Origin of the sequence: Mesorhizobium sp. L-8-10 (assembly GCF_016756635.1) — a bacterium.
Taxonomy (GTDB): Bacteria; Pseudomonadota; Alphaproteobacteria; order Rhizobiales; family Rhizobiaceae.
Window position 1 is genome coordinate 3,910,143 of record NZ_AP023263.1, and the last position, 12,313, is coordinate 3,922,455.

The 12,313-nt window shown below is 65.9% G+C and carries 9 protein-coding genes and 1 pseudogene; 7 read left to right on the forward strand and 3 right to left on the reverse strand.

Annotated elements, in window-relative coordinates; all coding sequences use genetic code 11:
• The first annotated feature begins 45 nt into the window (after window positions 1–45).
• A complete protein-coding gene (locus tag JN280_RS18110; RefSeq protein WP_202314038.1) occupies window positions 46–978 on the forward strand; it encodes a sugar phosphate isomerase/epimerase family protein in 933 nt (310 codons plus the stop codon).
• 5 nt (window positions 979–983) lie between these two features.
• On the opposite strand, the pseudogene JN280_RS18115 reads toward JN280_RS18110, so the two are convergent.
• A pseudogene (locus tag JN280_RS18115) lies at window positions 984–1,181 on the reverse strand (GMC oxidoreductase); the annotation flags it as partial.
• 187 nt (window positions 1,182–1,368) lie between these two features.
• Here JN280_RS18115 and hutI point away from each other — a divergent pair.
• From hutI to JN280_RS18145, 6 genes are all read left to right on the forward strand, one after another.
• Window positions 1,369–2,604 (forward strand): imidazolonepropionase, encoded by a 1,236-nt coding sequence (gene hutI / locus JN280_RS18120; protein WP_202314040.1) that lies wholly within the window; start codon window positions 1,369–1,371, stop codon window positions 2,602–2,604.
• Window positions 2,601–4,145 (forward strand): histidine ammonia-lyase, encoded by a 1,545-nt coding sequence (hutH, locus tag JN280_RS18125; protein WP_202314041.1) that lies wholly within the window; start codon window positions 2,601–2,603, stop codon window positions 4,143–4,145. Before hutI ends, hutH begins: the two co-directional genes overlap by 4 nt.
• Window positions 4,146–4,398: 253 nt before the next feature.
• A complete protein-coding gene (gene hutG / locus JN280_RS18130) occupies window positions 4,399–5,235 on the forward strand; it encodes an N-formylglutamate deformylase (RefSeq protein ID WP_202314042.1) in 837 nt (278 codons plus the stop codon).
• Window positions 5,235–6,911: a urocanate hydratase gene (gene hutU / locus JN280_RS18135; RefSeq protein ID WP_202314044.1), complete on the forward strand. Its 1,677-nt coding sequence runs from the start codon at window positions 5,235–5,237 to the stop codon at window positions 6,909–6,911. The genes hutG and hutU overlap by 1 nt, the downstream gene beginning before the upstream one ends.
• Window positions 6,912–7,097: 186 nt before the next feature.
• Window positions 7,098–7,685 (forward strand): HutD/Ves family protein, encoded by a 588-nt coding sequence (locus JN280_RS18140; protein WP_202314046.1) that lies wholly within the window; start codon window positions 7,098–7,100, stop codon window positions 7,683–7,685.
• An 80-nt stretch (window positions 7,686–7,765) separates the two neighbouring features.
• Window positions 7,766–8,299 carry a GNAT family N-acetyltransferase gene (locus JN280_RS18145; protein ID WP_244743393.1) on the forward strand — a complete coding sequence of 178 codons (534 nt, stop codon included), beginning with the start codon at window positions 7,766–7,768 and terminating at the stop codon, window positions 8,297–8,299.
• A gap of 10 nt (window positions 8,300–8,309) precedes the next feature.
• Here JN280_RS18145 and JN280_RS18150 read toward each other — a convergent pair whose 3' ends face one another.
• Both JN280_RS18150 and JN280_RS18155 read right to left on the reverse strand, forming a co-directional pair.
• Window positions 8,310–10,181: an LTA synthase family protein gene (locus tag JN280_RS18150; RefSeq protein ID WP_244743563.1), complete on the reverse strand. Its 1,872-nt coding sequence runs from the start codon at window positions 10,179–10,181 to the stop codon at window positions 8,310–8,312.
• A 312-nt stretch (window positions 10,182–10,493) separates the two neighbouring features.
• Entirely contained in the window at window positions 10,494–12,266 is a 1,773-nt protein-coding gene (locus tag JN280_RS18155; RefSeq protein ID WP_202314052.1) for a glucan ABC transporter ATP-binding protein/ permease, read from the reverse strand.
• Window positions 12,267–12,313: the final 47 nt, after the last annotated feature.

Genomic DNA, 12,313 nt, shown 5'->3' on the forward strand with positions numbered 1-12,313 from the left:
GATTCACGCGCCCGCGTCTCTATTCTTCCTCAAAGGACGGACACCATGCTCGCCAATGGCCCAACCGGCACCGGCATCTCCGCACATAAACGCGCGAACGACCTTTCCGATTTCGCCGCCGAGCTCGACATGATCGAAGCGCTCGGCGTGGAGGCCATCGAACTACCGACATACGACATGGACATCGTCATCGGCGGGCGCATCCGCAAGCCGCAACTTGAGGCGCTGAAGCGCGCCTGCGCCGGCCGCGACGTGGTCTATTCCGTCCATGGCCCGCTCGCGATCAACTTCATGGACGAGCCCTGGCGCCTGCCTCGCCACATGGAGGTGCTCGAAGCCTCGCTCGAGGTCGCGGCCGAAGTCGGGGCAGGCAACTATGTTGTCCATTCGGGCCTCATCCGCACCCAGCAGGGCGACGGCATCGAAGCTGCCTATGGCCGCCAGCGCGAATGGCTCGCCAGGGCGGGCGAGGTGGCCCGCCAGCACGGGCTGACGCTCTGCGTGGAGACCCTGTTCGCAGGCTTCGAGGGCAAGGTGTATGCCTCGTCGCCGTCACGCCTCGCTGCGGAACTCCAAGGCATCGGCCATCCGAACGTCAAGGCGACGCTCGACTTCAGTCATGCCTATCTCAAGCTCGACTTCGACGGCCGCCGCGGCGATTTCGTCGAGGAGGTCATGGCCCTCGCGCCTTTCGCGCAACACCTTCACATCCACGACAGCTTCGGTCGCCAGGACGATATCTGGATGTTCACCGAGGGCGAGCGGCTGGCTTATGGCCACGGCGACCTGCACTTGCCGGTCGGCTGGGGCGACATTCCCTGGCAGCAACTGATGGCCGAATGCAGCTTTCCGCAAGGCGTGCTCTTCAACATCGAGCTCAAGGACCGCTACTGGTACGTCGCCCAGGAAACCGTTGACGCAACGAAGGCGCTCGCGGCCAGTGCCAGGATCGAACGCGTCGGCCAGGCTGCCGAGTGAGAACTTCAGGCCGCGGCGCGGATCATGTCCGCGGCCTTTTCGGCGATCAGGATGGTTGGGGCATCGGTGTTGCCGCCAATCAGGTTCGGCATGATCGAGGGCGTCACCACCCGCAGACCTTCCCCGCCGCGGACCCTCGGCCTGGGATCGACGACGGCCTTGTCGGTGGTCCCCATCCGGCACATGCCGACGGGATAATCGATCGCCTCCGCCCGGGCGCCGATATTCTCCGAGGGCAACATCAGAGGGTGGGGTCCGAAATGAAGAGTTCCCTTTGCCGATAGGGCAGGGCGTGGCGCTCATGCAATCGGCGTCCGCGATGCCCTTATCGGGCTTGCCTTTCCCTCCAATATGTATATACATAATGAAGAACCATCGAATGGAGGCAAGATGGCCGACCGGCAACCAGCACGACAGGGGAAAGCGCGGCTCTGGCGCAACGCAAGGCTCGCGACGCTTGCCGAAGGCCGGGAAGGGCTTGGCCTTGTCGAGAAAGGCGCGGTGGCAGCCGTCGACGGCCGCATCGTCCATGCGGGGCCTGAAGCCGACGTTCCTTCCGGCTTCGCTGCCGGCGCCGATGTCGTCGATTGCGACGGCCGCTGGATCACGCCCGGCCTGATCGACTGCCACACACATCTGGTCCATGCCGGCAATCGCGCCAACGAATTTGAGATGCGTCTGGCCGGCGCCACCTATGAAGAGGTGGCCAAGGCCGGCGGCGGCATCGTCTCGTCCGTCAGGGCGCTGCGCGCAGCGAGCGAGGACGATCTCGTCGATCAAACCCTGCCACGGCTCGACGCGCTGATCGCGGAGGGCGTCACCACGATCGAGATCAAGTCCGGCTACGGCCTCGAACTCGACAGCGAGATGAAATCGCTGAAGGCCGCGCGTCGCCTGGGCGAGGTGCGGCCGGTCGGCGTGCGCACCACCTTCCTCGGCGCCCATGCCCTGCCGCCGGAAGCCGGCGGCGGCCGCGACGCCTACATCGCCAAGGTGGCCGGGGAGATGCTGCCGAAGATCGCCTCGCTCGGCCTTGCCGACGCCGTCGACGGTTTCTGCGAAGGGATCGCCTTCTCGCCGGAACAGATCGCGCGCGTCTTCGAAGCTGCCGTGGCGCTCGGCCTGCCGGTCAAGCTCCACGCCGACCAGCTTTCGAACCTCGGCGGCGCAGCGCTGGCGGCTCGTTTCGGCGCGCTGTCGGCCGACCACCTCGAATACACCGACGAGGAAGGCGCCCAGGCCATGGCGAGGGCAGGGACCGTGGCGGTCATCCTGCCCGGCGCCTACTATTTCATCCGTGAGACGAAGAAGCCCGCGATCCATCTCTTCCGCCGGCATGGCGTGAAGATGGCGGTCGCGACCGACTGCAATCCCGGCACGTCGCCGCTCACCTCGCTGCTGCTCACCATGAACATGGCCGCGACGCTGTTCGGCATGACGGTCGAGGAATGCCTGGCGGGCGCCACGCGCGAGGCCGCCCGCGCGCTTGGCCTGTCCGCCGAGACCGGGACGCTCGAACCCGGAAAATGGGCCGATCTTGCCGTCTGGGACGTCGAACGCCCGGCCGAACTCGTCTACCGCATGGGCTTCAACCCGCTTCACGCTCGCATCTGGAGAGGCTTGTGACCGAACTTGTGCTGAATCCCGGAAACGCCACGCTTGCCGACTGGCGGGAGATCTATCGCGGTGCGACGCTGAAGCTCGACCCGGCCTGCCGGCCGAAGATCGCCGCAAGTGCCGCCGCCGTCGCGCGCATCGTGGCGAAGGGCGAGCCCGTCTACGGTATCAATACCGGCTTCGGCAAGCTGGCCAGCGTGCGCATCCCCGCCCATGATCTCGAAGTGCTGCAGAAGAACATCGTGCTGTCCCACGCCGCAGGCGTCGGCGAGGCGATGCCGATCGCCGTGACGCGGCTGATGATGGCGCTGAAGCTCGGGAGCCTCGCCCAGGGCGCTTCCGGCGTGCGCCAGGAGACCGTCGATCTGCTGGAAGCGATGCTGGCGGCCAATGTCGTTCCCGTGGTGCCCGCCCAGGGCTCGGTCGGCGCGTCGGGCGATCTGGCCCCGCTTTCTCATATGACGGCGGCGATGATCGGCGTCGGCGACTGCCACACGCCGCACGGCATCGTGCCGGCCAAGGTCGCCTTCGTCGCGGCCGGGCTCGAGCCGGTGACGCTGCATGCCAAGGAAGGGCTGGCGCTGCTCAACGGCACGCAGTTCTCCGCAGCCTATGCGCTGGCGGGCCTGTTCGAGGCCGAACTGCTCTTCAAATCGGCGCTGGTCACAGGCGCCTTGTCCACCGACGCGGCGCGAGGGTCGGATGCGCCGTTCGACCCGCGCATCCATCTCCTGCGCAGGCATCGCGGCCAGATCGAGACCGCCGATGCCCTGCGCAAGCTGATGGCCGGCAGCGCGATCCGCGAATCGCATCGGGTCGGGGATGAGCGCGTGCAGGACCCATACTGCCTGCGCTGCCAGCCGCAGGTGATGGGAGCAGCCCTCGACGTGTTGCGCAAGGCAGCCGAGATGCTTCAGACCGAGGCGAACGGCGTCACCGACAATCCGCTGATCTTCGCCGAGGACGACACCGCGCTGTCGGGCGGGAATTTTCATGCCGAGCCGGTGGCCTTCGCCGCCGACATGATCGCGCTGGCCGTCTGCGAGATCGGGTCGCTGGCGGAACGCCGCATCGCCATGCTGGTCGACCCCGCGCTGTCGGGCATGCCGGCCTTCCTCACGCCCAAGCCGGGCCTGAATTCGGGTTTCATGATCCCGCAGGTGACGGCCGCCGCGCTGGTGTCGGAGAACAAGCAGAAAGCCTATCCGGCGAGCGTCGATTCCATTCCGACCTCGGCCAATCAGGAAGACCATGTCTCCATGGCTGCCCACGGAGCGCGCCGGCTCATCGGCATGGCCGAGAATGCCGCGGCCGTACTCGGCATCGAGCTTCTGGCGGCCGCGCAGGGCTGCGACTTCCACAAGCCGCTGGCGTCGAGCGCGCCGCTGGAAGCCGTGCGCACCCTACTGCGCGCGCAGGTCCCGCATCTCGACGACGACCGCCATTTCCATCCCGACATGGAGAAGGCGATCGCGCTGGTGCGAAACGGCGCGGTCGTTGAAGCGTCCGGCGGCGTCGATCTGCCGACGATCTCGGGGAGCGTGGCGTGATGGCGATCGCCACATCCGGCACGCGCGGCATTGCCCCTCATCCGGCTGCCGCCACCTTCTCCCCGCAAGCGGGGAGAAGACCGCCTGCCGCGATGACAGCGCTCGTTCTGCGGCCTCAACGATTGGCGAAATCATTGAAGACATCGGCCTTCTCCCCGCTTGCGGGGAGAAGGTGCCGGCAGGCGGATGAGGGGCGGGGCCGAGCGTCAATCGTCTTAACGTCCTCGTCTCAGGCGAGCCAGGGAGCCCCCCAATGACCACCCCCTCCTGGCTCACGGTTACCCGAGGCGAGGCGCCGCTTCTCGTCAGCATTCCGCACACCGGGACCGATCTCGCCGGTCTCGAAGACCGGCTCGTCTCGCCATGGCTCGGGCGCCGCGATGCCGACTGGTGGATCGACCGTCTCTACGACTTCGCCGCCGGCCTCGGCGCGACCGTTGTCCACACCGCGATTTCGCGCACCGTGATCGACGTCAACCGCGACCCATCCGGCGTCTCGCTTTATCCCGGCCAGGCCACCACGACGCTTTGCCCGACCGACACCTTCGACGGCGATCCGCTCTACAGGCCGGACGAGGAACCCCGCGCCGAGGAGATCGCCGAACGGCGCGAGCGCTATTTCGATCCCTATCACGCCGCACTGCGCGACGAACTTGCACGGTTGCGCAAGAGCCATCCATCGGTGGTTCTGTACGACTGCCATTCCATCCGCTCCGTACTGCCGCGGCTGTTCGAGGGCAGGCTGCCCGTCTTCAATCTCGGCACCAATAGCGGCGCGAGCACCGATCCCGAACTGCGGGACCGCGTGGTCGACATCCTCGCCGCGAGCGGCGAGAGCTTTGTGGTCGACGGGCGCTTCAAGGGCGGCTGGATCACGCGACATCACGGCCGACCGGCCGACGGCGTCCATGCGCTGCAGATGGAACTGGCCAATCGCGGCTATCTGCGCGAGCCGGAAGGCAAGGGAACACCGCAGACCTGGCCGGTGCCCTACGATCCTGATTTTGCGGCGCCGATCCGCCGCTGGCTTACCGACATCCTCGAAACCGCGCTGCGCTGGGCGACAGCCTCTGCCGGAAGGAAATCCTGATGACCCGACATACCCGCATCGACAACGCCCGCGTGATCCGTGCCCCGCACGGCACCGAGCTTTCGGCCAAGAGCTGGCTGACGGAAGCGCCGCTGCGCATGCTGATGAACAATCTCGATCCGGGCGTCGCCGAAAAGCCGGGCGAACTGGTGGTCTATGGCGGCATCGGCCGCGCTGCCCGCGACTGGGAGAGCTTCGATCGCATCGTCGGTGCGCTCAAGACGCTCGAAAACGACGAGACACTGCTGGTGCAGTCCGGCAAGCCGGTCGGCGTCTTCCGCACCCATGCCGACGCGCCGCGGGTGCTGCTCGCGAATTCCAATCTCGTGCCGCATTGGGCGACCTGGGACCACTTCAACGCCCTCGATAAGAAGGGCCTCATGATGTACGGCCAGATGACGGCCGGCTCGTGGATCTATATCGGCTCGCAGGGCATCGTTCAGGGCACCTACGAGACCTTCGTGGAACTCGGCCGCCAGCACTATGGCGGCGACCTGTCCGGCCGCTGGATCCTGACCGCCGGCCTCGGCGGCATGGGCGGCGCACAGCCGCTCGCCGCGACCATGGCCGGCGCGTCCTGCCTTGCCGTCGAATGCCAGCCGAGCCGCATCGAGATGCGCCTGAAGACCGGCTATGTCGATGTCGAGGCCAAGGATCTCGACGAGGCGCTCGCCATCATCGACCGCTCGGTCAGGGAGAAGAAGGCCGTGTCCGTCGCGCTGCTCGGCAATGCGGCCGACATCTTCCCGGAACTGGTGCGGCGCGGCATCCGCCCTGATGCCGTCACCGACCAGACCTCCGCGCATGACCCCGTCAACGGCTATCTGCCCAAAGGCTGGACAGTGGCGGAATGGGAGGAGAAGCGCGAGCGTGACCCCAAGGCCGTCGAGAAGGCGGCTCGTTCGTCCATGGCGACCCATGTGAAGGCCATGCTCGACTTCCATCGCATGGGCGTGCCGACCGTCGACTACGGCAACAATATCCGCCAGATGGCGAAGGACGAAGGCGTCGACGACGCATTCGACTTCCCAGGTTTCGTGCCGGCCTATATCCGTCCGCTGTTCTGCCGCGGCATCGGTCCGTTCCGCTGGGCGGCTCTATCCGGCGACCCCGAGGACATCTTCCGCACCGACGCCAAGGTCAAGGAGCTGACGCCGGGCAACCGTCACCTCCACAACTGGCTGGACATGGCGCAGAAGCGCATCAAGTTCCAGGGCCTGCCAGCGCGCATCTGCTGGGTCGGCCTCGGCGATCGCCACCGGCTCGGCCTCGCCTTCAACGAGATGGTGGCCAGGGGCGAACTGAAGGCGCCGGTCGTGATCGGCCGCGACCATCTGGACTCCGGCTCCGTCGCCTCGCCCAATCGCGAGACCGAGGCCATGAAGGACGGCTCGGACGCGGTGTCCGACTGGCCGCTGCTCAACGCCCTGCTCAACACCGCGTCGGGCGCGACCTGGGTTTCGCTGCATCACGGCGGCGGCGTCGGCATGGGCTACTCGCAGCATTCGGGCATGGTCGTCGTCTGCGACGGCACGGCCGAAGCCGCGCGGCGACTGGAACGGGTGCTCTGGAACGACCCCGCCACCGGCGTGATGCGTCATGCCGATGCCGGCTACGACATTGCCATCGACTGCGCGCGCGAGCACGGGCTGAACCTGCCCGGCATCCTCGGCTGAACCGTCCCTCCCGACACTGTGCAGCGGTCTCGGGAAAGAGGACATGCGCTCAATCAAGACCTGCAGTGTCGCGTGGATCCCTGTTCACGCGGCACGCCGCAGGCCCGACGGAAGAGCACCGATGCGGCTCGTCCGGAAGGGCGGGGCCCAAGGATCGGATCTTTCACGAGACGGAGGACCTGACCGATGCGTATCCTGCGCGTCGCCGACCACAAGACGATGCCGTGGAAGAACGGCGGCGGGGTAACGACGGAGATCGCGGTGTTTCCGCCGGATGCCGGGCTCGACGATTTCCTGTGGCGGGTGAGCACCGCCCGCGTCGAGCAGAACGGTCCGTTCTCGACCTTTCACGGCGTCGACCGGTCGCTCTCGATCTTGGAGGGGAACGGCATCGTCCTGCAGGTCGAGGGGAGACTGCCGTTCGGCATGACCCGCGGCGACGAGCCGTTGGCCTTTCCGGCCGACGTGCCGACCGAGGCGACCCTGATCGCAGGCCCGGTCACCGACCTCAATGTGATGACGCGACGCGGCGCGTTCGAGAGCGCCGTGGAGTTCGTCAAGGTCGGCCGAAAGCTGTCGCTTCCGGCGGCCGACGAAGTGACGCTTCTCATTGTCGACGGCAAGGGACTCCAGGTCACCTTCGCCGGCGAGAAGACCTCGCTCGATCGCGGCGACGTCGTGATGCTGGAACCGGGCGACGCGGCCGTGGTTTCCGCGAGACCGGCAAGCTATATGGTCGCGGTGACGATCGTCGCGGTCGACCCATCGACCTAGGATGCCGGACGCCCGGCGGCGGAGCTTGCGCATGGGTGCCGGGCGATGCTTATCGTTGTGTGCGTGGGCGTTCCGCGCGCATGGCGAAAGGTATCCGCATGGCGGCGAACAGCTTGTCAGGTCCCGACCCCATCATCATCCGTCCCGCCGTGCCCGACGATGCCGAAGCCGTTCACGCGGCGATCGTCAAGATGGCCGGCGGAGTGGCCGACCGCATCGGCAGCGCGCCGGAGGATTTGCGGCGCCACGGTCTCGGACCACATAAGGCCTTTTCCGGGCTGATCGCGGAGATCGGCGGGGAATTCGCGGGGATGTGCCTGTATTTCCCGAGCTTTTCGACCTGGCGCGGCACATCGGGCGTCTATGTCCAGGACTTGTTCGTGGAGCCGCGCTTTCGCGGGCGCAATATCGGCGAAAGGCTCATCCGCCGGCTCGCCTCGCTGACGCGAGAACAGGGCGGGACCTATCTGCGGCTCGCCGTCGATGTCGACAACGTGTCGGCGCAGGCCTTCTACGAGAGGCTCGGCATCGTCCGTTATCCGGCCGACCACATTCACGCCGCCTATGACTATGCCTTTCAGGCCCTGTGCGAACGCGGCGGTGAACTGCCCTGAAGAGCTTTGCTCAGAAATAGCCGCCGCCACCGGCGACGAGATTGCCGCGCGCCTCCGGGAAGAAACGCTTCGCGCCTCGCTGCGTGCCGAACATCATGTCGTACTGCAGCAGCCGGTAGTCGCTGACGAGAGGATCGATCTGCCTGGCGCGAGCCCAGTCCGGAACCGCCTTGCCGTCCGGCTTTAGCAGCATGTTGCGGTCGATCACGCGGTAGCGCTCGTGCAACTCGCCCAGGAAGTCGGTGTAGTAGGGGTGCTGGATGCCGGCGGCTTTCAGCACCTGCATGGGAACGAAGGCCGGGCTGATCGTACCGAGCTTCTTCACCTTGCCGGTCCGGTTCGACCAGATCACCAGCGGGGTCTCGTGCGTCCGCGCCATGTCCTTCGCCGGACCTTTGCGCGGTGCCACGAGATCCTTCATGAAGCCGGTCTCGACATAGGCAGGGCCGAGCGGCGGCAGATGGTCGCCGAACAGCGCGATCACGGTCGGCCGCTCGCGCAACTCGGCCCACTGGATCAGCCGGGCCAGCCCCTTGTCGGCGTCGGAAGCGCCCTCGGCAAAGGTGAGGATGGATTCGCTGGTCTTGCGGCTGAGGCCGGGCGCCACGACGCTGTGGCTCACATCGGCATAGCGGTGCGGCTCGTAGGGACCGTGGCTCTGCAGGCTGACCGCGAAGAAGAAAAACGGCCGGTCGGTGGCGTCGGCCCGGCGGATGATCTCCTCGGTGAGTGCGGCGTCCGAGGCGAGCGGCCCGCGTTTGGCGAGCGGCAGCATGTTGTCCTCGGACAGGAACCGGTCGAAGCCGAAGGCGTCATAGACCGCGCCGCGGTTCCAGAACCATGATGTATAGGGATGGATCGCCGTGGTCTGATAACCCTGGCCGCGGAAGAAGGTGGCCAGCGACGGCACCGGCGCGCGCACATATTGCTGATACGGAATGCTGCCATAGGGCAGGAAGGCGTTCGAGAAGCCGGTCAGCGCCTCGAACTCGACATTGGCGGTCATGCCGCCGAATTCAGGCGAGAAGACATGGCCCGACAGCATGGCGCGCGTGGTGGGGATCGGGTCGGGCCAGATCTTCACGCCGGGCAGGCGCTTCGGATCCCAGAAGGACTCGCTCATCACGATGATGACGTCGGGCTTTTCCTTCGGCAGCATGGCCGGTCCGCGTGGCGCCGCGCCGATGCGGTCGATTGCCTGCGGCGAATAGCCGGCCGGGGCGGGGACATGGGCCATCGGCACGTTGAGAGCGAAGGCGAGCGTGAAGCCGTTGACCGAGTAGTTCTCGCGCTGATCCCACATGACGGGGATGATCTGCAGCCGGTCCCGCGTCCATGAGAAGGTTGCGTAGTCCATGATCGACGCGAAGAACGCCAGCGTCGGCGCCGCCAGAGCGACCCGCATCAGCCGGCTGTTGAGCGGTAGCACCGGGAAACGGGCGCACCAGAAGCGCCAGGCGAAGACGAACATGCCGAGGGCCATCAGGGAGCCCGCGGCCATGGCGAGGCCGGTCAGCGGCCGCTCTCGCACCAGGAGCGGCATCAACTCGATGATCTGGCGGTAATAGAGGAAGTCGGTCGGATAGAGCGGATCGCCGAGATAGTGGATCTTCTGCTGGCCGATCCAGGCGAGCAGCAATAGCGCCGGCCCCATCACCAGCAGCGACTGGTAGCGTCGCCCGAGCAGGGCATCGAGCCCGAGCATCACCAGCAGGAAGAGCAGGACCGTCGTCCAACCTGGACGACTCGCGTCGCCGAAGAAGGTCAATGTCGACTGAAGCGAGCCACGCGCCATGAACTCGACCGCGAAGACGAGCGCCGCGGCAACGGTGACGGAAAGCAGTGCCGAGGCCGCGACGCGCAGCAGCCAACTGTCGGTGATCGATTCCTGCCAGGGTGCGCCCTTCAAGGCGCGGATTTTCACGATGGGCCTGGCCAATTCGATACCTCTGATACGCCGACCAACTGTCATGCAGCCGTCATCAGGCTGTCATGCGCGTGTCACTATTAACGCGCGACACGCGAAAAAGGATATGAAGGGGGGCGCTTTTTTGACGAAAATTTCTGGTTGCGACAATTTGTACGGCTAAATATATCGTTATCCGGTGATTTCCGGTAAATGACTGAAACAATTACGTGATTTTGGAGGCGGATTGAGAGGCGGCCCAGCGGCGAGCCGCCCCCGGGGCCCCTCCTAGGCCACTTCCTTGATCGCGATATGGGCGACGCGGCGGACCTCGTCATCGGTGAGCAGGCCGCCGGCGCGGAGCAGCCCGGCGAAGCGTCCGTTGCTCGCCGAAAGTTCGGCGAAACCGCCCTTCTCGACGATGTGGCCATTGTCCATGAAGATGATGAGGTCGGCGTCGCGGACGGTCGAGAGGCGGTGCGCTATGATGAAGGTCGTGCGGTTTGCCCGCAGCCGATCGATCGCTTCCTTCACGCGGGCCTCGGTTTCAACGTCGAGCGCGCTGGTCGCCTCGTCGAGCACGAGGATCGGCGCATCCTTCAGGATGGCGCGCGCGATCGCGATGCGCTGGCGCTCGCCGCCCGAGAGCTGTCCGCCGCGCTCGCCGACCTGGGTGTCGTAGCCTTCGCTCTTGGCCAGGATGAAGTCCTGGGCGGCTGCGGCGCTGGCGGCGGCGTGCACATCGTCATAGGAGGCATCGGTGCGGCCGATGCGGATGTTCTCCTCGATCGAGCGGTTGAACAGGCCGGCGTCCTGGAACACGGTCGCCACCGAGTGGCGCAGCGATCGGCGGGTGATGGTGCGGGTGTCCATGCCATCGACCAGGATGCGGCCGCTGTTGGGATCGTAGACCCGCTGCAGCAGGTTGATCAGCGTGGTCTTGCCGGCACCGGTCGGGCCCACGATCGCCACCGTCTGGCCGGCCGGTACATCGAAGGATATGTCCCTGACGCCGACCGTCGAATTGGGGAAGGAGAAATTCACGTCCTCGAAACGGACATGGCCGGTGAGGCGTTCGATTTCGCGCAGGCCATCGGGCTCCTTCCGATCGGCTACCGCGTCCTCGAGCCGATAAAAGTCCTCGAGCTTCGCTCCGGCTTCGAAGACCTGGTTGACGAAAGCTGTCACCTGATCGAGCCGGCCGATCATCAGCGTGGCGAAGCCGGTGAAGGCCACGACGTCGCCGATGCGCATCTCGCCGCGCATCACCAGATAGGCTCCGATCAGCAGCACCACCATCATCGAGATGGTCGAGGCCAGGCGATGCAGCGCGCTCGCCAGCGCCCACCAGTCCAGCACGGGGAACTGGGCCTTGAGCAGGTCGCTTGTATATTGCTCCAGGGCCTTGGTCTCTTCAGTGATGCGATTGTAGCTCTGCAGCACGGATACGTTGCTGACGGAGTCGCTGACATGGGCGAAAACGCGGTGATAGTGCCTCTCGACAGAGGCCTGGCCGACCTTGGTCTTGCGCATCACCAACTGGTCGATGGCGACGTAGAAGCAGCCGAGCACCAGAAGCACCATCGACATGCGCAGGTCGAGCGTCAGCGCGGTCGGAATGAGCAGCAGCAGGGCGACCGCGGTCGAGAGGTGAAGGCGCATGAATTCGAGCCACAGGCTGAACAGCGCGTCGACGGCGCGCAGCAGCGTGTGAAGCGCATTGGAGGTGCCGCGCTGGTGATGCCAGGAAAGCGGCATCGTGATGACTTTCTCGAAGGACTGGGAGAGCACACGAGCCCTTGTCAGATGCGCGAGCCTGTCTGCGCCGCGCGCCACAAGGACATAGGCGATGATGCTGAAGACGCCGAGGCCCGCCCATAGCGCCATGGTCTGGACCACGTCGCTCTTTTCGGTGATCGCATCGATGATCCGCCCGAACAGGACCGGCTCGGCGATGGCGATGATCGCCAGGCTGACATTCGCTGCGCAGATCAACCCTACCTTGCGCCTTTCGGCTGTAAGATAACGCAACGCTCTCCAGTAGATTTCCAGCAACGACACGCCGCTACCCCGTCAGATCTTTTTGTGCATCGCACCAATTACAACGC

Excerpts from the sequence above, each read along its gene's own strand:
- hutU (WP_202314044.1), top strand. The coding sequence starts at position 5,235 with ATGACCCGACATACCCGCATCGACAACGCCCGCGTGATCCGTGCCCCG.
- JN280_RS18145 (WP_244743393.1), top strand. The coding sequence starts at position 7,766 with ATGGCGAAAGGTATCCGCATGGCGGCGAACAGCTTGTCAGGTCCCGAC.
- hutG (WP_202314042.1), top strand. The coding sequence starts at position 4,399 with ATGACCACCCCCTCCTGGCTCACGGTTACCCGAGGCGAGGCGCCGCTT.
- hutI (WP_202314040.1), top strand. The coding sequence starts at position 1,369 with ATGGCCGACCGGCAACCAGCACGACAGGGGAAAGCGCGGCTCTGGCGC.
- JN280_RS18110 (WP_202314038.1), top strand. The coding sequence starts at position 46 with ATGCTCGCCAATGGCCCAACCGGCACCGGCATCTCCGCACATAAACGC.
- JN280_RS18140 (WP_202314046.1), top strand. The coding sequence starts at position 7,098 with ATGCGTATCCTGCGCGTCGCCGACCACAAGACGATGCCGTGGAAGAAC.